Raw genomic sequence first — 21,329 nt, 5'->3', positions numbered from 1 at the left:
TAAGGCCGCCTTAAATAGCGTTCCCCGTCAAAGGCACTGCACAATTGGCGCGCAAGGTTCACAAAAACGACACCTTGATACGTCAGGGCGGTGTCGTAGAATGTAGAGTCGCTAATTGCGGCTATGCGGCGCACAAACTCATCTGACCCCGGCGCCGCCTATGTAAAGGAGTTTTGTTTTGGCAGTTAAGATTCGTCTCGCCCGTCACGGTGCAAAGAAGCGTCCGTACTACCGCGTCGTCGTCGCCGACGGCCGCATGCCCCGCGATGGTCGTTACATCGAGCTCGTTGGTCGCTACAACCCGCTGACCACCCCGAAGACCATCGACCTCGACCTCGAGAAGATCGACGAGTGGGTCGCCAAGGGCGCCCAGCCCAGCAACGCCGTCGCTCACCTGATTGACATCGCCCGCAGCGACGCTCCCGCTCCCGAGAAGAAGCAGAAGCTCTCCAAGAAGGCTGCCGCCAAGGCCGCTGCTGCCGCCGAGGACGCGGAGTAGCCATCGTGTCCGAGGAAATCGCGGACGTCGTGGATTCCCTGGACCAGCTCTCTGACGACTCTGAGGAACTTGCCTCCGATAAGGTGGCGGACCTGGTTGAGTACATCGTCTGCGGACTCGTGACCAACGAGGACGCCGTCTCGCTGGACGTTACGGACAGCGAGGGTGCAGCGCTCATCGAGGTCTCCTGTGCCGAGGAGGATGCCGGAAGGATTATCGGCAGGAGGGGTCGCACCATAAAGGCCATCCGCACGCTCGCGCGTGCGCTCGGCTCGAGGGTGGGCACCTCCGTAGAGGTTGAGGTTCTAGGCTAGACGTCTCGTGCGTATCGAATACAGAGCCATAGCCCGTGTGGTAAAGACCCACGGGAGGAAAGGGGAGGTCGTGACGGTTCCCGTCCACGGCCTTCCCTCGCTTATGCGCAAGGGCCTTGAGGTCGCGGTCGTACCGCCGCCGCTGAAGGGTCCTCGCGTGCGCAGCGTCGCGTCCGCGGACGACGGGGACAGGGGCCAGCTGGTCCGCCTCGCCGGCGTGGACGGCATCGACGCGGCATCGTCGCTCGTGGGCAAGACGCTGCTGGCCCGCGTGGGCGACCTGCCGGAGGGCTTCGAGTACCATGACGCCGACTGGCTCATGGGAAGGTCCGTCGTGGACGAGAAGATCGGCCCCCTCGGCAAAATCGAGGAGGTCATGGTGGGCCCGGCGAACGACGTCTGGTCGATCATGGGCCCCTTCGGGGAGGTCATGCTCCCCGTGGTGGACGAGTTCGTCCTTGGGACGGACGAGGATGGCGCCATCCACGTGAGCGCGCCGGACGGACTGGTCGATGCGGAGGGATAGGATGAGGTTCGAGACGCTCTCGGTGTTCCCGCAGGTCTTCGCACCCTACCTGGACGAGTCGATCATGGGTCGCGCGCAGCGCAAGGGGATACTCGACTTCGAGGCGTACGACCTCAGGCACTGGACCCACGACCGTCATAACACCGTGGACGATGCGCCGTTCGGCGGCGGGCAGGGCATGCTCATGAAGCCGGCTCCGATCTTCGAGGCGGTGCGCGACATCGCCTCGAGGGGCGATGCGAAGCCGCACGTCGTGTTCTTCTCGCCCTGCGGGAAGCGCTACGACGAATCGTGCGCCCAACGCCTTGCCACGCTGGACCGCGTGCTTCTGGTGTGCGGCCGATACGAGGGCATGGACGAGCGCGCCTACGAGCTCGCGGACGAGGTGTTCTCGCTCGGCGACTACGTGCTCACCGGCGGCGAGCTCGCGGCGCTCGTGGTGATCGACTCCGTCGTGAGGCTGCTGCCGGGTGCCCTGGGCGACGAGAAGAGCGCCGAGGACGAGTCGTTCAGCGACGGCCTGCTGGAGTACGCGCAGTACACGCGCCCGGCGGACTTCGAGGGAAGGCGCGTTCCGGACGTGCTGCTCTCCGGCGACCATGGCGCCGTGGACGCGTGGCGCAGGCGAAGCTCAATCGAGCGCACGGCCCGCTGGCGCCCGGACCTGCTGGACGGCGCGACCCTGACCGACGAAGAGCGCGCGTTCGCCCGCGAGGCGACGCGGCGCGAGGAGGGTGAGTGCGATGGCTGAGGTAGAGGACGGCCGGAGAGGCGGAAGGCTACCCGCATGGCTCGACTGGGTCATCACGATTGCCGTGGGCGTGGCGCTTGCGCTTCTGGTGCGCACGTTCGTGGCGGAGGTGTACATCGTTCCGTCCGGCTCGATGCTCGAGACCATCCAGGAGGGGGACCGCCTGGTGGGCGAGAAGGTCACCTACCGGGGCTCGACGCCGAGGCGCGGGGACGTGGTTACGTTCGACGACCCCGAGAAGCCCGGCACGACGCTCATCAAGAGGGTCATCGCGACGGGTGGGCAGACGGTTGACCTTAAGGACGGCCACGTGTACGTGGACGGAAAGCAGCTGGACGAGCCGTATGTGCTCGACAGGCCCACCTACCCGCTCGAGCAGCAGTCCAGCATCCTTGGCGAGGCAATTGCATATCCGTACAAGGTGCCGGACGGCTGCATCTGGGTCATGGGCGACAACAGGACGAACTCGCTCGACTCAAGGTACTTTGGGCCCGTGAGCACAAGTAAGGTATCCTCGAGGGCGCTGTTCATTTTCTGGCCGATAAGCGACGCGCGCGGGCTATAGCCGCCGCGCCGGAAGACATACGATGGGAGCTTTAAGGGACATGAGCGACAAGCCGCTTACGTTTCAGGAGATCATCCTGACGCTTGATAAGTACTGGGCGGAGCAGGGCTGCACCGTCATGCAGCCGTACGACAGCGAGGTCGGTGCAGGCACGTTCCACACGGCCACGCTGCTGCGCTCACTGGGACCCGCCGCCTGGCGCACCTGCTACCCGCAGCCGTGCCGCCGCCCTGCGGACGGCCGCTACGGCGACAACCCCAACCGCCTGCAGCACTACTACCAGTTCCAGGTGCTGCTGAAGCCGTCCCCCGTGGACTCGCAGGACCTGTACCTGGGGTCGCTCGCGGCCATCGGCCTCGATCCCAACGACCACGACGTGCGCTTCGTCGAGGACGACTGGGAGTCTCCCACGCTCGGTGCCTGGGGCCTTGGCTGGGAGGTGTGGCTCAACGGCATGGAGGTGACGCAGTTCACGTACTTCCAGCAGGTGGGCGGCCTGGAGGTCGACCCCGTTCCCGTCGAGATCACCTACGGCCTCGAGCGCATCGCCATGTACGCCCAGGGCGTGAACTCCGTGTACGACCTCGTGTGGAGCTACCTGCCCGACGGCACGCCCATGACGTACGGCGACGTGTTCCACGAGAACGAGTTCGAGTTCTCCACCTATAACTTCGAGGTCGCGAACGTAGACATGATGCGTCAGAAGTTCGACGACTACGAGAGGGAGTGCCATGCCTGCCTTGACCGCAAGCTGCCGCTTCCCGCGTACGACTGCGTCATGAAGTGCTCGCACGCGTTCAACCTGCTCGACTCCCGCGGTGCCATCTCCGCTACGGAGAGGGCAAACTACATCCTCCGCGTCCGCACTATCGCCAAGGCCTGCTGCGAGGCCTACCTTGAGCTGGTGGCGTCCAAGACCGACGCGGACAACAAGAAGGGGGAGGTGGCCTAAATGGCAGACACCTTGGATTTCCTGCTTGAGGTCGGCACGGAGGAGATGCCGTCCGCCCCGCTCATCCACGCCATCAAGCAGTTCGGCGAGCTCGTCCGCGCCGGCCTGGACGAGGCTGGTCTCGATCACGGCGCGGTCACTCCCATGAGCACCCCGCGCCGCCTGACCGTCCTGGTGAAGGACGTCGCCACCTCCACGAAAGAGGCCCACGAAGTCAAGCGCGGCCCTGCGGCGAGCATCGCGTTCGACGCTGACGGCAACCCCACGAAAGCTGCCGCAGGCTTCGCGCGCAAGTTCGGCCTTGACGCGACGGAGCTCGTGCGCAGGCAGGATGCCGACGGCAGAGAGTACGTCTTCGCCGAGAAGAACGTGCCCTCCAGGCCGGCGGTCCCCATCCTGACCGAGCTCTCCCAGAACTCCATCGCCTCCCTCGAGTGGCCGAACTACCGCAGCCAGCGCTGGGGGTCCGAGCACGCGACGTTCGTGCGGCCCATCCGCTGGATCTGCGCGCTTTTGGGGGAGGAGGTCGTCCCCGTCGAATACGCGGACGTCACGTCCTCCAACGTCACGCGCGGGCACCGCGTGCTTGGCCCTGGCGAGCATGTGGTGAAGGACCCGGCGTGCTACGTCGACGTGTGCCGCGAGGCGGGTGTGCTCTTCGAGGACGAGCGCCGCAAGGTCATTCGCGACGGCATCGCCCAGGTCGAGGCGGAGCGCGGCGGCGCGCACGTGGACACACCGAAGCGCATCTTCGACGAGGTCGTGAACCTCACGGAGTACCCCACGGTCCTCGTGGGCAAGTTCGACGAGGAGTTCCTTGACGTCCCGAACGAGATCATCTGCGACTCGATGCTCTCCAACCAGCGCTACTTCCCGGTGTACGACGCCAAGGGCGCACTCACGCGCGAGTTCGTCGTCGTCTCCAACAGCGCGCGCCGCAACAACGAGCGCGTCATCGACGGCAATGAGCGCGTCGTGCGTGCCCGCCTGGACGATGCGAAGTTCTTCTACGAGGAGGACCTTAAGAGGCCGCTTGCGGACTACGTCCAGAAGCTGAAGGACGTCGTGTTCCAGGAGAAGCTCGGCACCGTGTACCAGAAGGCGCTGCGCATGCAGGAGGTCGCCCCCGAGGTCGCGACCCAGGCAGGATGCGACGACACGACGGTGTCGAACGCCGCACGCGCGGCCCTTCTCGCCAAGGCGGACCTCGTGACCCAGGCCGTCGTGGAGTTCACGAGCCAGCAGGGCGTGATGGGCGGCTACTACGCGAAGGCGTCCGGCGAGCCCGAGGAGGTTGCGGAGGCCATCCGCGACCACTACCGCCCGCGCTTTGCGGGGGACGAGCTGCCGTCCGGCGTCGTCGGCAAGTGCGTCGCCGTCGCGGACAAGCTCGACACCGTCTGCGGCATCTTCGCGATCGACGAGCCTCCCACAGGCTCTTCCGACCCGTTTGCCGTTCGCCGTTCCGCCATCGGCATCATCTCGATGCTTCGCACGATGCCGTCCGTATCGCTGAAGTCGCTCATCGCGAAGTCGCTGGACGCGTATGCGCGACAGGGGCTCGAGTTCGACTCCGACAAGGTGCAGGCCCAGGTCGAGAAGTTCTTCGCCGGCCGCCTGAGCACGATTGCCAAGGACGAGAAGATCTCGCCCGACACGATCGAGGCGGTCTCGAGCGTGGGCGTCATCGACCCCGAGGAGTTCCTGGAGCGTGCGCATGCGCTCGAGGACGCGAGGCGCGACCAGCCGGAGCTCTTCGACGACCTTGCGACCGCATACGCCCGCGCCGCGCACCTCGGCGACGCCAAGCTCGGCATCGAGGTGGACGAGTCCATCATGGGCGATGCGGAGAAGGCCCTTCTGGATGCGTGCCAGAGAGGTGACGAAAACGTGGAGAAGGCGCTTGGAGAGGCGGACTACAGGGGTGCCTGCAAGGCTCTCGCCGAACTAAGGGAGCCAATCGACCGTTTCTTTGATGACGTACTCGTCATGGACGAGGACACTGTAGTAAGGGAGAACCGCCTTCGGTTGCTGAACCGTTTCGCATCGGTGTTCAGCGGCGTCGCAAACATTGGCGTCCTCTCGAAGAAGAAGTAGGATTGACTTTGGTTAGGTCGTAATGCGGGGGCTGAGCCCCTTGGCTTGGAGGTTGATATGGCAGACGAAACGATTCTTGAGGACGACATCTTTGACGTGCCAACTCCCGTCGTGATCGTTATCTCGGACGCGCGCGGCAAGACGGCTACGAGCGTCGTCGAGGCTGCTGCCGACCAGTTTGGCGAGGACAGCGTGATCATCAAGAGCGTCGGCAACGTCAGGGACCTTGCTACCGTCACCAAGTATCTCGACGAGAACGTGGAGGAGGGTGTGCAGACCGCCGTGTTCCACACCATCGTCGACAGGAACCTTCGTAGGGACATCCGTCGCGAGCTTGACGGCCGTGGCATCCCCTCGATCGACCTGCTTGGTCCTGCAATTACGGTACTTATGTCGCTTACCGGCGAGGAGCCGAAGCTCGAGGCCGGCCGTCGAGTCGATAGCAAGGTGGAAGAGCTCTAGCACTTACTCCATAACTTCCACAAAGTAAAGAACTATTCCATGCATGGCAGTCGCTGGCACCCGAATGGATGCCAGCGACCTTTTTTACCCGTTAACGTTTATTTCTGAGCAAACAACCAATATGTGTGGATACAATAGGTTTCGTTAGGGACGCCACCGCAGGGGTTTCAGAGTGGCGCCGCAAGTGTTGGGGTGCGGCTTCGCACCATGGAAAAACGATCAGGGGTGTCAAATGGCTGAAAAGCACGTGTACAAATTCGGCGTTGACGAAAACGGTAACAACGTTACCGAGGTCGCCGGCAAGAGCGTTGACGAGGCCAAGTGGATTACGGGCGGCAAGGGCGCGAACCTCGCCGAGATGGCAAACATTGGCCTGCCCGTTCCTCCAGGATTCTCCATCACCTGCCAGACCTGCGTTGCCTACTCCAGCGCAGGAAACGTATGGCCCGATGGCGTCCTCGACGAGATTGACGAGTACCGCAAGGACCTCGAGAAGCGCATGGGCAAGAAGATCGGCGACCCCGACGATCCCCTGCTGGTCTCGGTCCGCTCCGGCGCTCCGTTCTCCATGCCTGGCATGATGGACACGGTCCTGAACCTCGGCCTGAACGACGAGTCTGTCAACGGCCTCATCAAGCAGACGAACAACGAGCGCTTCGCGTGGGACTCCTATCGCCGTTTCGTCCAGATGTTCTCTGATGTCGTGATGGGCGTCGACGGCCAGCTGTTCGAGGATGCCATCAACGAGAAGAAGGCCGAGAAGGGCGTCAAGCTCGACACCGAGCTCGACGCTGACGACCTCAAGGACCTGACTGAGACCTTCAAGGGCATCTTCGCGAAGAACGTCGATTCCCAGGCCCACCCCGAGGTCGCACCGAACGGCGTCGCGGAGTTCCCGCAGGATCCCTACCTGCAGCTGCGCCTTGCCGAGCAGGCCGTCTTCGGCTCCTGGAACACCGAGCGCGCCGTCCTGTACCGCAAGCAGAACAAGATCCCCGATGATCTCGGCACTGCTGTCAATGTCCAGGTCATGGTCTTCGGCAACAAGGGTAACACCTCCGCTACCGGCGTCGCCTTCACGCGCAACCCGGCTGACGGCACCAACGAGCGCTACGGTGACTTCCTGGTGAACGCCCAGGGCGAGGACGTCGTCGCCGGCATCCGCAACACCGAGCCCATCGCAGACCTTCCGAAGACCCCGGGTCTCGAGGAGGCAGGCAAGGAGCTCTACCACGTCTTCGAGATCCTCGAGGACCACTATGCGGACATGATGGACCTCGAGTTCACCATCGAGCAGGGCAAGCTCTGGATGCTCCAGACCCGTGTCGGCAAGCGTACCGCGCTTTCCGCCCTCAAGGTCGCCATGCAGATGGTCGACGAGGGGCGTATTACCCGCGAGCAGGCCATCATGCGCGTCGCCCCGGAGCAGCTCGACCAGCTCCTGCACCCGCAGTTCGATCCGAAGGCCAAGTTCGACGTCGTCGCCAAGGGCATGAACGCTTCCCCCGGCGCTGCCGTCGGTGCCGTCGTGTTCTCCTCCGACGCGGCAGTTCACTACCACAACATCGAGAAGCCGTGCATCCTCGTCCGCTGGGAGACCACTCCTGACGATCTCAAGGGCATGGTTGCGGCCGAGGGCATCCTCACCTCTCACGGCGGCAAGACGTCCCACGCGGCCGTCATCGCTCGTGGCATGGGCGCGCCCTGCGTCTGCGGCGCCGAGGCGCTGAAGATCGACGCAAAGGCCAAGGAGTGCAAGATCTCCGGCACCGACGTCGTTCTGCACGAGGGTGACATCATCTCCATCAACGGCACCACCGGCGACATCATCGTCGGCGCGGTTCCCCTGACCCGCCCGGAGCTCACCGGCGACCTCGAGACCATCCTCGAGTGGGCTGACGACGTCCGTCACGACGCCTCCCGTGGCCGCCTGTTCGGCGTTCGCACCAACGCGGACAACCCCGCGGACGCGCAGCTCTCCGTCGACTTCGGTGCAGAGGGCATCGGCCTCGACCGTACCGAGCACATGTTCCTGGGCGAGCGCAAGCAGATCATTCAGTCGTTCATCCTCGCCGACAACGATGGCCAGAAGCAGCAGGCGCTCGGCCAGCTCCTCCAGGCTCAGACCGGCGACTTCGAGGGCATGTTCAAGGCCATGGACGGCAAGACGGTCATCGTGCGTCTGCTCGACCCGCCCCTGCACGAGTTCCTCGACGACCCGCGTGACCTTGCGGTCGAGATTGCCCGCGCCGAGGGCCGTGGCGAGACCGAGGTCCAGCTCAAGGCCATGCGCGACCGCCTTGCGCGCCTCGACTCCTTCCAGGAGGCCAACCCCATGCTCGGCCTTCGCGGCTGCCGTCTGGGCATCGTGTATCCCGAGCTCAACGACATGCAGGTCCGCGCCATCGCCGGCGCCGCTGCGTCGCTGAAGAAGCAGGGATTTGACCCCAAGCCCGAGATCATGGTTCCTCTCATCTCCACGGTCGAGGAGCTCAAGCTTGTCCGCGAGCAGATCGAGGCTGGCGTGCAGGCTGTCGCAGAGGCCGAGGGCGTCGAGCTCAACATCCCCGTCGGCTGCATGATCGAGCTGCCGCGTGCCGCCGTCACCGCTGACGAGATTGGCGAGTACGCAGACTTCTTCTCCTTCGGCACGAACGACCTCACGCAGACCACCTTTGGCTTCTCGCGCGACGACGTCGAGTCCGCGTTCATCCCGCAGTACCTGGCGAAGAAGATTCTCAAGACCAACCCGTTCGAGACCCTGGACACAGGTGTCGCAAAGCTCGTGAAGATGGGCGTCGAGGGCGGCCACAAGGCAAACCCGACCATCGTCTGCGGCGTCTGCGGCGAGACCGGCGGCGATCCGGACTCCATCCAGATGTACTACGACCTCGGCCTTGACTACGTGTCCTGCTCGCCGTACCGCGTGCCCATCGCGCGCCTTGCGGCTGCCCAGGCTAAGATCAACTCCAACGGCGGTCCCGAGAAGGTCACAAAGTAGCCGCGACCTCGTTGAGCGTAGATCATAGTTTTTAGTGGGGGAGAAGGACGTGCGTCCTTCTCCCCTTGCCCATATTTGGGCGAAGGGAGGCGCTTGGCATGGGACTTTTGGGAAGGAAGGCGCAAGAGAGGAGGGAGCATGAACTCCTGTCTCGCCATGCTGCGTTTTCCGACGAGTCCGCGGGAAGGCTCGTGCCAGAAGAGCCCGACGGGCTGAGGACGTGCTACCAACGCGATCGTGACCGCATTCTTCATAGTAAGAGCTTCAGGCGCCTTGCGAACAAGACGCAGGTGTTCCTGGCGCCGGAGGGAGACCACTACAGAACGAGGCTCACGCATACGCTTGAGGTGGCGCAGATTGCGCGCGACATCGCGAGACCGCTTGGACTGAACGAGGACCTGACCGAGGCCATAGCGCTTGGACACGACCTGGGCCACACGCCGTTTGGCCATGCGGGCGAGCGGGCCCTTCGCGCGGCGATGGCCGGATACCTTGGCATCGACCCTCGTTCGAGCGCCGCAGAGGATTTGTTTAGGCACAACGAGCAGAGCGTACGCGTGGTTAGCTACTTCGAGAGGGACGGCAGGGGGCTGAACCTCTCGCGCGAGGTGCTCGACGGCATACGCTGCCACGTGGGAGGTCTGCGCGCAACGACGCTCGAAGGAAGGGTCGTCGCGAAGGCGGACCGCATAGCCTACGTGACGCACGACATAGACGATGCGGAGCGTGCGGGACTGCTGACGGAGGAGATGCTTCCCGAGAAGTGCAGGGACGAGCTTGGGCGCACGTCTTCGGAGCGCATCAAGACCATGGTGGAGGATGCCGTGACGTGCAGCTCGGACACGGACGACGTCGTCATGTCGCCTGAGGTGTGGGGCGCCCTCATGGGCATGAGAGCGTTCTTGTTCTCGAACCTCTACAAGCGCGGAGATGCCAAGTCGGAGGAGCCGAAGGCCGAGCACGTGGTCGCGGCGCTGTTTGACTATTTTACGGATCATGTGGACGAGATACCCGATGAGTACCACTTGGCAGAAGGGCAGCGGGAGGTCATGGTGGCTGACTACATAAGCTCGATGACGGACCGTTTTGCCATCAGGCTTTACCGGGACATTTTCGTGCCTCGGGCATGGGGTATGCGATAAGTTTGGACTCCATATGCATGAGACATAACGATATGCCGTCGTTGGGCGATCCCATAACGTTCTCTCTAGCCCTTGCTCTTGTGTCTTTGTGTATGGATATGTTTTGACGGGCACTTTCTGCTTGTGCAGATTTCTGCCGTGGAATATACTTCTCGATTGTGTGTAAACCTATGTGCCGCGCACACCGCGACGGCACCTCTAGAAGTGAGGAAACTATGGACTACATTCGCGCAATCGAGCGCCAGCAGATCCGCGAGGACATCCCCGAGGTCCGCGTTGGCGACAACGTCAAGGTGCACTACCGCATCAAGGAGGGTGACCGCGAGCGCATCCAGGTCTTCCAGGGCGACGTCATCCGTATGAGCGGCGCCGGCTCCCGTGAGACCTTCACCGTCCGCAAGATCTCCTTTGGCGTCGGCGTCGAGCGCACCTTCCCCCTGCACTCGCCCAAGATCGGCAAGCTCGAGGTTGTGCGTCACGGTGACATCCGTCGCGCTAAGCTCTACTACCTGCGCGATCGCGTCGGCAAGGCCGCCCGCATCCGCGAGAAGCGCTAAGGGTTTCTCAGTCGCACGCATTGAGCGGCACCCCAAGGGGTGTCGCTCTTTTTTTAGGAGCTGACATGAGCGAAAGAGTTCATCCCGCCAGTGCGCGCGAGGTTGCCGCACGACTTTCAGATGCCGGGCTCGACGAGATAGACGAGCTTCTGAAACGCTATGGCGGCGACCCGCGAAAGCAGGTGCAGCATGCCGTGGCCGCGGCCAAGAGGCGCCGTGACCGTGAGACGTCCGAGCGAGACCGCGTGAGCGGCATGTACGATCTCCAGCGGGAGCTTGGTGGAGACGGCATCGTCCTAGGCGTAGACGAGGTGGGGAGAGGCGCCCTTGCAGGTCCCCTTACGGTATGTGCGGTCGCGCTGCCGGCGAATCCCAGAATATGGGGACTGAACGACTCGAAGCAGCTCACCCCGGCCCGTAGGGAGGCGCTTGCGGCCCAGATTGCCGAAATTGCGACAGCGATAGGCATCGCGCATATAGAGCCCGCGTCCATTGACGCAGTGGGCATGTCGTCCGCACTCAGGATGGCCATGGCAAACGCGATCGAAGACGCTGGAGTCAATCCGGACTGCGTGCTCATAGACGGAAATCCCGTACATGTTCATCCAAGGGAGAAGACCTTGGTCAAGGGTGACGCACGCGTTGCATGCATCGCGGCGGCCTCCATCGTTGCGAAGGTTACGAGGGATGCCATGATGGTGGCATACGATGCGGAGTATCCGGAGTACCACCTTGCGGAATGCAAGGGGTATGGGTCTGCGGCGCACATCGAGGCGATCAAGCGAATCGGCCTGAGCCCGATCCATAGGGTGTCGTTCTGTGGAAACTTCTTGGAGACCCCCTCACTCTTCTAATCAAAAATGAAACATCAGCATCAGTGCTCAGCTCGCGTACCTGCGGCGCAGGGGCGTTAGATACGAAACGTCGGAGCCAGTAAAGGCTTCTGGAAGGCACATGAAAGCTTGCTGCGAGCCGCAGGTGAGAACCTCTTGGTCCCAGTTGACGAGGACGGGAGGACGCATGTGCGACAACGAGTTCTACCAGAACGGTGCGGACGTCTTGGAGAAGGGGCAGCCTGCACCGGCTCCAGACGAGTCCTATACCTCTGCTGGCGGGGGCCATGCGCCTGGGAGCCAAGGGGGCCCGACCCAATACGCAAGCGAGGGCGGGAACCAGGGCGGGCAGACGAGGAGCCACAAGCCCGTGATGGAGATGAGTGCACGCGAGGTAGGCGACATGGGCGAGCACATCGCCTGCTGCTACCTGCAGAATCACGGATACAGCATCGTCTCTCGAAACTGGATGTGCAAGATGGGGGAGGCGGACATCGTTGCCACCCAGGTGGACGAAGACGGCAATGAAGTGTGCGTGCTCGTCGAGGTCAAAACGAGACTTGCCCTGGGCAAGGAGGATGACGGCATGCCCGAGCTCGCCGTTAATGGCGAAAAGCAAAAGAGGTATCGCAGCATCGCGGAGACGTTCCTCAGTGTCTCCACTCGGTTTCACCAGGTGAGATTCGACGTAATCGCAATCAAGATAGTCGCGGAGCACTCTGCGAAGCTCAGGCATCTCATCGGCGCCTACGAGGCTGACGACTGATGGCTGGCGGATTGCTGAGCGTGGCGTCGGCGACTCTGAGGGGTATCGAGGCCCTTCCGGTGGACGTGGAGATTGCCACGTCAGCGGGCATACCAGGCATGTCGATTGTTGGGATGCCAGACGGAAGCGTCCTGGAGGCACGCGCTCGTGTGAGATGCGCCATTAAGGCCTCGGGCTTCAACGTGTCGAGGCTGAGGTTTACGGTGAACCTGTCGCCAGGGGAACTCAAGAAGTCGGGGACGGGCTTTGATTTGCCGCTCGCTGTTGCCATGCTCGCGGTGACGGGGCAGATTCCTACAAGCGGGCTCGACGACTGCATGTTCGTGGGCGAGCTTGCGCTTGACGGTTCGGTAAGCGCGGTTAGGGGACTCGTGGCCTACAGGAAGCTAGCCGAGAGGACGGGGAAGACCCTCGTCTGTCTGGCGTCATCCTGTGGCGGTGCAAGCGAGGGAGTCCTCAATGTCGAACGGCTTGAAGACCTACGCCGAGGGGTGAGGGGCCTCCATGCGGGGGGACGGGAAGGGAGGCCGGTGACTCCTGACGGTGGGCCGGAGCTCGATTACGAGGACGTCCTCGACCAGGAGTCGGCAAAACGCGCACTCGTGATATCCGCCGCGGGGAGGCATGGCCTACTCATGGTCGGGCCTCCCGGTTCGGGAAAATCCATGCTCGCGCGGCGACTCCCGACGATACTCCCCCCATTGACTCCCGAGGAGGCCGAGGAAGTTGCGTTGATTGGATCTGTTGCCGGCCTGTCGGTGGGCAGGCAAGATAACGGTGCCAGACCTTTCAGGGCGCCCCACCACTCAATATCGCAGGCGGGAATGATTGGGGGTGGCAGTCCCGTGCATCCCGGGGAGGTTACCCTCGCTCACCACGGCGTACTGTTCCTCGACGAGTTGCCAGAGTTCTCCACCAACGTGCTGCAGTCTCTGAGACAGCCGTTCGAGGAGCACGTGGTGAGGTTGGTGCGCGCGGACGGACTCTATAGGTTCCCCTGCGACTTCACGTTTCTCGCGGCTGCCAACCCCTGTCCCTGCGGATACCTCGGAGACCCGGCGCATGCATGCACCTGTGCCCCGGCAAAGGTGGCGCAGTACCAGTCGAGGGTAGGTGGCCCCCTGAAAGACCGAATAGACGTACACATCTTCGTTTCAAGACCCGATTCCAGAAAGGTCGTGGAGGGCGCGCGCGGCATGAGCTCCGCGCAGATGCGCGACCTCGTGCTCGGGGCGCGGGAGTTCAGGGCTTGGAGGGAATCCGTGCTTGGCCACAAGGACGAGGAAGGACTCGAGGGTATGGCCTTGGGAGAGGAGGCTGCTTCGGTGCTGGAGTCAATGGCCCGAAGTCTTGGGTTCGGTGGCAGGTCGATTGTGCGCGTCGCGAAGGTGGCGAGAACAATAGCGGACATACGACAAGGCGAGTCGGTGTCGAAGGAGGACGTGCTGGAGGCGTGCGCGTATAGAGATAGGAGGGGGTAGGCATGGGGGAGGAATCCTTCGAGTTGAGACGGGGCGAAGAGGGGTATCCGCAGCGGCTCGAGGACCTCTCTGACCCTCCCGAGTGCCTCTATGGCATCGGTGCCGCGGGCGTGCTCGAGGATATGGCCATCGCTATCGTAGGCTCCAGGCGCGCTTCCCCCTACGGGGTCGCCACTGCCGAAATGGCGGGGAGGATTGCGGCGGAGAGCGGACTCGTTGTCGTTTCGGGAGGAGCCCTTGGTTGCGATGCGGCGGCGCTGAGGGCGGCACAAGGGTCAGGAGGCACAACCGTGGTCGTATGTGGGTGCGGTGCCGACGTCATCTACCCTCAATCGTCGCGGGACGTGTTCGAGGGTGCAATCTCGAAGGGTGCGGTGATTTCCCTCGAGAGGTGGGGCACCCCTCCGCGGAGGTACGCCTTCCCGAAGAGGAACAGAATCATCGCGGCGATGTCCGAGTCTACGCTCGTCGTGGAGGCTGGCGTGCGCTCTGGAACCATGAGCACGGCGGAGGCCGCGGCCTCTATGGGAAGGAGACTGTATGCGATACCGGGATCAATCTACTCGCCGCAGTCTGTTGGGACGAACGAGCTCATCTCGGATGGCGCGAGCATCGTGTGCTCTGAACGAGACCTCGAGATGTGCATCGCGCTGGATTACGACAAACTAAGGCTCTGCGCGGATGGTTCGCATTCTGAGCATGGTCGCGTTCTCTCTGCCCTTGTGGCTTCCCCAACGAGGGCGGACGAGCTGGCGAACAGACTGGGCGAAAGCGTTATCACGATCCTTGGTACGCTGAGCGACTACGAGGCGCGGGGAATGGTCGTCCGACTCCCGGACGGAAGATACTCGCCTACAGCCGAGCTCCTTCGTGCTTCGGATAGAATGGGTCACTGAGAATGGATGACGAGAGGAGTGCGCGTTGTCGAAAAGTGTTGTCGTGATCGGTGGGGGACTTGCCGGCAGTGAATGTGCGCTGCAGCTTGCGGCGCGCGGGGTCTCCGTGACCCTCGTCGAACAGCGTCCCGTGGCAAGCACGGCTGCTCATCACACCGACGGCTTCGCCGAACTCGTATGCTCGAACTCCCTCAAGTCAATGAGGCACGATAGCGCGGCGGGGCTCCTGAAGGAGGAGCTCGAGAAGATGGGGTCGAGACTCATCCGACTGGCGAAGGAATCGGCCGTACCCGCAGGAGGGGCTCTTGCCGTGGACCGGGAGAGGTTCTCCGCACTTGTGGGTCGTGCAATCGAGGAGGACGCGGGCATAACCGTGGAGCGTCGAATCGCAGAGGGGATTCCGGAAGGCCCCTGCGTCATAGCCGCTGGGCCGCTCTGTGGAGACGCCCTTTTCTCATCGATCGCCGAGAAGGTCGGTGGCGATTCCCTTTCGTTCTATGATGCCGCAGCACCGATCGTCGATGCGGAGTCACTGGACAGAGACATCGTGTTCTCGCAGTCGCGTTACGACGAACAAGGCAGGGGAGACTACCTCAACTGTCCGATGTCCCGAGAGGAGTACGAGAGCTTCTACGATGAGTTGATCTCTGCGAAGCGCGTCGTCTCCAAGGAGTTCGAGCAGAGCGACCTCTTCAGCGCGTGCCAGCCTGTCGAGGAGGTAGCGAGGACGGGTAGGGACTCGCTCAGGTTCGGCGCACTGAAGCCGGTGGGGCTTACCGACCCCCGCTCTGGCAGAAGACCATGGGCGGCGGTGCAGCTCAGGGCCGAGAACGCCGACCTGACCGCATACAACCTTGTAGGATTCCAGACGAACCTGACGTGGGGCGAGCAGAAGCGTGTGTTTCGCATGATTCCCGGCCTCGAGAACGCCGAGTTCTTCAGGTATGGAGTAATGCACAGGAACTCATTCGTGGACACCCCGAGGGTGCTTGACCATACGTTCAGAATCCCGGGAACTCAGACGAGGCTCGCGGGGCAGATAACCGGCACCGAGGGGTATACCGAGGCAATCGCCTCGGGGTTGCTCGCGGCTCTCAACACATATGCGGATATCACCGGCATCGAGGAGGTTGATCTTCCGAGGACGGGTGCGCTGGGATCGCTCGTCGCGTATGCGACCGACCCCGAGACCAAGCCGTATCAGCCTATGCACGTGAACTTCGGACTCGTCCCACCGCTCGAAGGCGGGAGACTTAAGAAGAGGGAGAGATATCAGGCATATGCGGACCGCGCAGCCGTCGACCTGGACAGATACCTGGAGTCACGTCGCGACCTCTTCGAAACCTGCCGGTAGCACGAAGTGAGTCACTATGGATGATGGTGGACGGGAGCTCGAGAGGTTCCGTTCGTGCGTCGGGCGGTTTCTCAGGCATATAGGGGGAGTCGAAAGACTTTCGGACAACACCGTAAGGGCTTATTCGGGAGACCTTAAGTCCTATCTCGACTGGGTGAAGAGGAGTCACGTCGACCCGTTCCGCGTTACGCACGCCGAGGTGAGAGGCTACCTTGCCGAGATGAGTCGGGCAAGGTATTCGACGGCAACCATGAACAGGAGACTATCATCGGTGCGAGACCTCTACAGGTGGCTTGTGGAGGAGGGCGTGACCACGGAGGACGCGGCGGCGGCGATCGTGAGCCCGAAGAGGGCGAAGACGCTCCCGAGGACGCTTACCGAGGAGGAGGCCGAGAGGCTTCTGGAGGCTTGTGACGGACCGGACGCGAAGGACGTGAGGGACAGGGCCTTCCTGGAGCTTCTCTACGCGACCGGAGCGAGAATCTCCGAGGTGTCGAAGCTCGACGTAAGGGACGTTGACCTCGATCGGCGACAGGTGAGGCTCGAAGGAAAGGGCTCCAAGACGCGTATCGTACCGATATACGAGATTGCGGCGGAGCGAGTAAGGTCCTACGTTCTGGAGGCGAGGCCTGGACTTGCCGCGAAAAGCCATACGCACGAAGAAGGCCTCTTCCTTTCTACCCGTGGAAACAGGATGTCCGCGGACGCACTCAGGACCGTGTTCGAGAGGAGGGCGGTCGCAGCGGGCATTGACAGGCGAGTCACCCCGCACGCAATGAGGCACACGTACGCCACGGAGCTCCTCTCTGGCGGCGCCGACCTGAGAAGCGTGCAGACGCTTCTTGGACACGCCGACCTCTCGACGACGCAGATATACACCCACCTCACTATTGACAGGATGAAGGCGGCTGCTCGTCAGGCTCACCCGAGGGGGGAGTAGGAGTGTGACGAGGGTCCAAGTGGCGAAGGCCGGAGCGTGCAAAGCGATGGACACTGACAAGATGCGGCATGTGATGCGGAGCGACTTGTGGAGCTGATACGATTTTTTCACGTCGTGGAAAAACGGCCCTCCCGCTGTTATAATTTTTTCTCGCTGTGCGACCGCACGGCATAAATTCACACGTGTGACGACTCGTCGGCCACGGTGCCTAAGGCGACAGCCGCGCCTTAGGTGGTTCGCACGGGGTTGATATCACACGGAGGACCAACCAATGGAGGTTTTCAGAATGGCTGTTAAGATCAACATCCGTACCCTGCTCGAGGCTGGCTGCCACTACGGCCACCAGACGCGCCGCTGGAACCCGAAGATGAAGCCCTATATCTTCGGCGAGCGCAACGGCATCTACATCCTCGACCTCAAGCAGACCGTGCTCGACGCCGACAAGGCCTACACCTTCCTGAAGGACACCGCTGCCAAGGGTGGTCGCGTCCTGTTCGTCGGCACCAAGAAGCAGGCCCAGGAGCCCATCGCCACCCAGGCCGAGCGCTGCGGCATGCCTTTCATCAACCAGCGCTGGCTCGGCGGCATGCTGACCAACTTCGTTACCATGCGCTCCCGCATCGACCGCATGGAGGAGCTCGAGGCCATGGTCGAGGACGGCCGCATGGCCCTTCTTCCCAAGAAGGAGCAGGCTGTCCTGACCAAGGAGCTCGAGAAGCTCCAGCGCAACCTCGGTGGCGCCCGTGACCTGCACACCCTGCCGCAGGCCCTGTTCGTCGTCGACAGCAAGCGCGAGGAGATTGCCATCCGCGAGGCCAACCGCCTGCACATCCCCGTCGTCGCCCTTCTCGACACCAACTCCGATCCGGACGTCGTCGACTACGGCATCCCCGCGAACGACGACGCGATTCGCTCCGTCAACCTCATGTGCGAGCTTGTCGCCGACGCCGTTCTGGCTGGTTCCGGTAAGGAGCAGATCACTGAGCAGGAGATGGCTGCCGGCGAGACGACCCCTGCGGTCGAGACCCCCGCTGCCGAGTAGCTAAAGGTCAGAAGCTCTATAAGATTTCAACCCCAAAGGAGGGGCAACATGGCAAAGATTACCGCCGCCCTCGTCAAGCAGCTCCGCGAGATGACCGACTCCCCCATGATGGAGTGCAAGAAGGCTCTCGTCGAGGCCGATGGCGACATCGACAAGGCCGTCGACGTTCTCCGCAAGATGGGCGTTGCCAAGGCCGTCAAGCGTGCCGGCCGCGAGACGAACGAGGGCACCGTCGCCGCCTACATTTCCGAGGACGGCAAGACCGGCGCTCTTCTCGAGCTCACCTGCGAGACCGACTTCGTCGGCACCAACCCCAAGTTCACCGGCTTCGCAAATGAGCTTGCGAAGGTCGTCGTCGAGAACGACCCCGCTGATGACGAGGTTCTCAAGGCCTGCAAGATGGGTGAGAGCACCGTTGCTGACGAGCTCACCGAGATGATCCACGTTATCGGCGAGAACATGAAGGTTGCCCGCTTCCAGCGTGTCTCCGTGGAGAACGGCGCCCTTGCGAAGTACGTCCACCACAATGGCAAGCTCGCTGACATCGTGACCTTCGAGTTCGCGAAGCCCGAGACCGCTGCTGCTGACGAGTTCAAGAGCTTCGCTCACGACGTCGCGATGCAGGTAGCTGCATCCAACCCCGTCTCTGCTCGTCGCGAGGACGTCCCCGCTGAGGTTCTTGAGCACGAGAAGAGCATCTACATGGCTCAGGCCGCCGAGTCCGGCAAGCCGGAGTTCATCCAGGAGAAGATTGCCCTCGGAAAGCTCGAGAAGTTCTACAAGGAGAACTGCCTGACCGAGCAGGAGTCCATCAAGGAGTCCGGTGTCACGATCAACGAGCTCGCCGCCAAGGTCTCCAAGAGCCTCGGCGACGACGTCAAGGTCGTCAGCTTCGTGCGCTTCTCCTTCGGCGAATAGCTAGGGACAGAGTGTTTTCTGTGGAGCCGGTGCCATGCACCGGCTCCTTTTATATGGCGCTGGGGACTGCTTGCCTATTGGTTGGGTGGTTCTTCTCGCGCTTTGCTAGAATCTTATGAGCGTGAACGAACAGCTTTTTAGTCTTCCCCAAGTGACTGGAGGCCTGGATTGTCCGACTACAAGTTCAAGCGTGTGCTTCTGAAGCTCTCCGGAGAGGCCCTCATGGGCTCAAAGGAGTTTGGCATCGACCCCGACGTTCCGCAGAAGATTGCGGAAGAGCTCAAGCCCGCCTATGACGCGGGAATGCAGATTGCCGTCGTCGTCGGTGGCGGCAACATCTTCAGGGGTCTCTCTGGCGCGGCCGCAGGCATGGATAGGGCCCAGGGCGACAACATGGGCATGCTCGCGACCGTGATCAACTCGCTTGCGCTGCAGGACACCTTTGAGCGCAACGGGATGATCTGCAGGGTCATGAGCGCGATCGAGATGCACCAGGTCTCCGAGACCTACATCAGGCGTCGAGCGATCAGGCACCTGGAGAAGGGACGGATTACGATCTTTGCGGCCGGTACCGGAAACCCGTACTTCACAACAGACACTGCCGCCGCGCTGCGCGCGTGCGAGATCGGCGCGGAGATTCTCATGAAGGCGACGAAGGTCGACGGCATCTACGACTCCGACCCCATGAAGAACCCGGATGCGAAGAAGTTCGACACCATCACCTACATGAACGTCCTCAACAGGGACCTTCACGTTATGGATGCGACCGCGACGGCACTCTGCCATGACAACCACATGCCTATCATGGTGTTCAACCTCGATGAGGACGGCATTTTTGACAGGGCGCTTCGCGGCGAGCACGTTGGAACGATCGTCGTAGACGAATAGGAGAGCGAAATGAGCACCTTTACAGATTCCGCCAAGAAGAGCATGGACAAGGCGATCGATGCGCTGAAGTTCAACTTCAGCAAGGTCCGCACGGGTCGCGCTAATGCGCATGTGCTCGACGGCATCAGCGTCGAGTACTACGGGCAGCCCACCCCCATCACGCAGCTCGCAGGGGTGAAGGTCCCCGAGGCCTCCATGCTCGTGATCGAGCCGTGGGACAAGACGGCGCTCAAGGCGATCGAGAAGGCCATCGAGGCCTCCGACCTGGGCATTACCCCCGGCAATGACGGTGTCTCCATCCGCCTGCCGTTCCCGAAGCCGACGGAGGAGCGCCGCAAGGAGCTCGTGAAGGACTGCAACAAGTATGCAGAGGAGGCGCGCGTGGCCATCAGGAACGCCCGCCGCGACGCCATCCACGCGGCCGAGAAGGACGAGGAGCTCTCCGAGGACGACGTGAACCGCGAGAAGAAGCAGATTCAGAAGGTGACGGACGAGTTCGTCGCAAAGGTCGACTCTATGCTGAAGGAGAAGACCTCCGAGGTTATGGAGATCTAGCTTGAGACGCGACTTGGATAAGCTCGCAGCGTACTACGCGGACGCACCCGGCGACATCTCGCTTGCGGACGTAGACCTTGGACGTGTTCCCAGGCACGTCTCCATCATCATGGACGGCAACGGCCGCTGGGCGCAGGCGCGCGGGCTCGACCGCTCTGAGGGACACGTCGCTGGCGTCGACTCGCTGCGCGAGACGGTCACCACGAGCGTCCGGCTTGGCGTGGACGCGCTTTCCGTGTACGCGTTCTCGACCGAGAACTGGAAGCGCCCGCAGAAGGAGGTCAACCTCCTGATGCACTTGTTTGCGACGACCCTCCTGAAGGAGCTGCCGCTCTTCCATCAGGAGAACGTGCGCCTGCGTTTCCTGGGAGACCTGACGCAGCTTCCGGCGGAGACGCGCGCCGTGTTCCAGGAAGGGCTCGACGAGACGGCTGACCACGACGGCATGACGTTCGCGCTCGCGGTGAACTACGGCTCGCGCGCGGAAATCGTACGCGCGTGCAGGGGCATCGCGCAGGATGTTGCCGCGGGCAAGATGTCTGCCGACGACGTGGACGAGGAGCTCTTCTCGTCCAGGCTCTACACGGCGGGCATGCCTGACCCCGACCTGCTCATCAGGACGTCGGGCGAGCTCAGACTCTCCAACTACCTGCTGTGGCAGCTGGCATATACGGAGTTCTATGTGACTGACACCCTGTGGCCGGACTTCGACCGCTGGGAGTACTTGAGGGCCGTTCGTTCCTTCCAGGGCAGGAACCGGCGCTTTGGAGGTGTGACGGGCAAGTGAGCG

Annotated in this window: 22 protein-coding genes; all 22 read left to right on the top strand. The window is 62.5% G+C overall.

Annotation, left to right across the window (positions count from 1 at the left end; all coding sequences use genetic code 11):
• Nucleotides 1-178: 178 nt before the first annotated feature.
• On the top strand, nt 179-499 hold the full coding sequence (gene rpsP, locus BLT96_RS04710; RefSeq protein WP_090862125.1) for a 30S ribosomal protein S16: 321 nt from the start codon (nt 179-181) through the stop codon (nt 497-499).
• Between the two features lie 5 nt (nt 500-504).
• Complete coding sequence (locus BLT96_RS04705; protein WP_090846502.1) at nt 505-813, top strand: KH domain-containing protein; 309 nt, start codon at nt 505-507, stop codon at nt 811-813.
• 7 nt (nt 814-820) lie between these two features.
• On the top strand, nt 821-1,339 hold the full coding sequence (locus BLT96_RS04700; RefSeq protein ID WP_090862123.1) for a ribosome maturation factor RimM: 519 nt from the start codon (nt 821-823) through the stop codon (nt 1,337-1,339).
• A 1-nt stretch (nt 1,340) separates the two neighbouring features.
• Nucleotides 1,341-2,090 carry a tRNA (guanosine(37)-N1)-methyltransferase TrmD gene (gene trmD / locus BLT96_RS04695; RefSeq protein WP_090846499.1) on the top strand — a complete coding sequence of 250 codons (750 nt, stop codon included), beginning with the start codon at nt 1,341-1,343 and terminating at the stop codon, nt 2,088-2,090.
• Entirely contained in the window at nt 2,083-2,655 is a 573-nt protein-coding gene (gene lepB, locus BLT96_RS04690) for a signal peptidase I (protein ID WP_090862121.1), read from the top strand. Before trmD ends, lepB begins: the two co-directional genes overlap by 8 nt.
• Nucleotides 2,656-2,695: 40 nt before the next feature.
• Nucleotides 2,696-3,607, top strand: coding sequence for a glycine--tRNA ligase subunit alpha (locus tag BLT96_RS04685; protein ID WP_090862119.1), 912 nt, complete (start codon nt 2,696-2,698; stop codon nt 3,605-3,607).
• Entirely contained in the window at nt 3,608-5,704 is a 2,097-nt protein-coding gene (glyS, locus tag BLT96_RS04680) for a glycine--tRNA ligase subunit beta (protein WP_090862117.1), read from the top strand. It abuts the gene before it with no gap.
• Nucleotides 5,705-5,761: 57 nt separating this feature from the next.
• Nucleotides 5,762-6,166, top strand: coding sequence for a kinase/pyrophosphorylase (locus BLT96_RS04675; protein ID WP_090846491.1), 405 nt, complete (start codon nt 5,762-5,764; stop codon nt 6,164-6,166).
• A gap of 232 nt (nt 6,167-6,398) precedes the next feature.
• Nucleotides 6,399-9,167, top strand: coding sequence for a pyruvate, phosphate dikinase (ppdK, locus tag BLT96_RS04670; RefSeq protein WP_090862115.1), 2,769 nt, complete (start codon nt 6,399-6,401; stop codon nt 9,165-9,167).
• A 98-nt stretch (nt 9,168-9,265) separates the two neighbouring features.
• Nucleotides 9,266-10,309 carry a deoxyguanosinetriphosphate triphosphohydrolase gene (locus BLT96_RS04665; RefSeq protein WP_090862114.1) on the top strand — a complete coding sequence of 348 codons (1,044 nt, stop codon included), beginning with the start codon at nt 9,266-9,268 and terminating at the stop codon, nt 10,307-10,309.
• 215 nt (nt 10,310-10,524) lie between these two features.
• Nucleotides 10,525-10,866 (top strand): 50S ribosomal protein L19, encoded by a 342-nt coding sequence (rplS, locus tag BLT96_RS04660; protein WP_090846485.1) that lies wholly within the window; start codon nt 10,525-10,527, stop codon nt 10,864-10,866.
• Between the two features lie 65 nt (nt 10,867-10,931).
• A complete protein-coding gene (locus BLT96_RS04655) occupies nt 10,932-11,720 on the top strand; it encodes a ribonuclease HII (protein ID WP_090846483.1) in 789 nt (262 codons plus the stop codon).
• Nucleotides 11,721-11,886: 166 nt separating this feature from the next.
• Nucleotides 11,887-12,465: a YraN family protein gene (locus BLT96_RS04650; RefSeq protein ID WP_157692160.1), complete on the top strand. Its 579-nt coding sequence runs from the start codon at nt 11,887-11,889 to the stop codon at nt 12,463-12,465.
• Nucleotides 12,465-13,946, top strand: a complete 1,482-nt coding sequence (locus BLT96_RS04645) for a YifB family Mg chelatase-like AAA ATPase (RefSeq protein WP_090862112.1) — start codon at nt 12,465-12,467, stop codon at nt 13,944-13,946. The genes BLT96_RS04650 and BLT96_RS04645 overlap by 1 nt, the downstream gene beginning before the upstream one ends.
• 2 nt (nt 13,947-13,948) lie before the next feature.
• Nucleotides 13,949-14,842: a DNA-processing protein DprA gene (locus BLT96_RS04640; protein ID WP_090862110.1), complete on the top strand. Its 894-nt coding sequence runs from the start codon at nt 13,949-13,951 to the stop codon at nt 14,840-14,842.
• Nucleotides 14,843-14,867: 25 nt separating this feature from the next.
• Nucleotides 14,868-16,196, top strand: a complete 1,329-nt coding sequence (trmFO, locus tag BLT96_RS04635) for a methylenetetrahydrofolate--tRNA-(uracil(54)-C(5))-methyltransferase (FADH(2)-oxidizing) TrmFO (RefSeq protein ID WP_090862108.1) — start codon at nt 14,868-14,870, stop codon at nt 16,194-16,196.
• Between the two features lie 16 nt (nt 16,197-16,212).
• On the top strand, nt 16,213-17,136 hold the full coding sequence (gene xerA / locus BLT96_RS04630) for a site-specific tyrosine recombinase/integron integrase (RefSeq protein WP_090862107.1): 924 nt from the start codon (nt 16,213-16,215) through the stop codon (nt 17,134-17,136).
• Between the two features lie 286 nt (nt 17,137-17,422).
• Nucleotides 17,423-18,178: a 30S ribosomal protein S2 gene (gene rpsB / locus BLT96_RS04625; RefSeq protein WP_090846569.1), complete on the top strand. Its 756-nt coding sequence runs from the start codon at nt 17,423-17,425 to the stop codon at nt 18,176-18,178.
• 48 nt (nt 18,179-18,226) lie between these two features.
• Nucleotides 18,227-19,096: a translation elongation factor Ts gene (gene tsf, locus BLT96_RS04620; RefSeq protein ID WP_090862105.1), complete on the top strand. Its 870-nt coding sequence runs from the start codon at nt 18,227-18,229 to the stop codon at nt 19,094-19,096.
• Nucleotides 19,097-19,264: 168 nt separating this feature from the next.
• The gene (pyrH, locus tag BLT96_RS04615) at nt 19,265-19,984 is read left to right on the top strand and encodes a UMP kinase (protein ID WP_090862103.1); all 720 of its coding nucleotides are present in this window, start codon (nt 19,265-19,267) and stop codon (nt 19,982-19,984) included.
• Nucleotides 19,985-19,993: 9 nt separating this feature from the next.
• On the top strand, nt 19,994-20,539 hold the full coding sequence (gene frr, locus BLT96_RS04610) for a ribosome recycling factor (protein ID WP_090846467.1): 546 nt from the start codon (nt 19,994-19,996) through the stop codon (nt 20,537-20,539).
• A 1-nt stretch (nt 20,540) separates the two neighbouring features.
• The gene (locus BLT96_RS04605) at nt 20,541-21,326 is read left to right on the top strand and encodes an isoprenyl transferase (protein WP_090862101.1); all 786 of its coding nucleotides are present in this window, start codon (nt 20,541-20,543) and stop codon (nt 21,324-21,326) included.
• The last annotated feature ends 3 nt before the right edge of the window (nt 21,327-21,329 follow it).

The sequence above is a fragment of the Parafannyhessea umbonata genome (genome assembly GCF_900105025.1).
Taxonomy (GTDB): domain Bacteria; phylum Actinomycetota; class Coriobacteriia; order Coriobacteriales; family Atopobiaceae; genus Parafannyhessea; species Parafannyhessea umbonata.
This window is presented reverse-complemented; position numbering and strand designations above follow the sequence as displayed.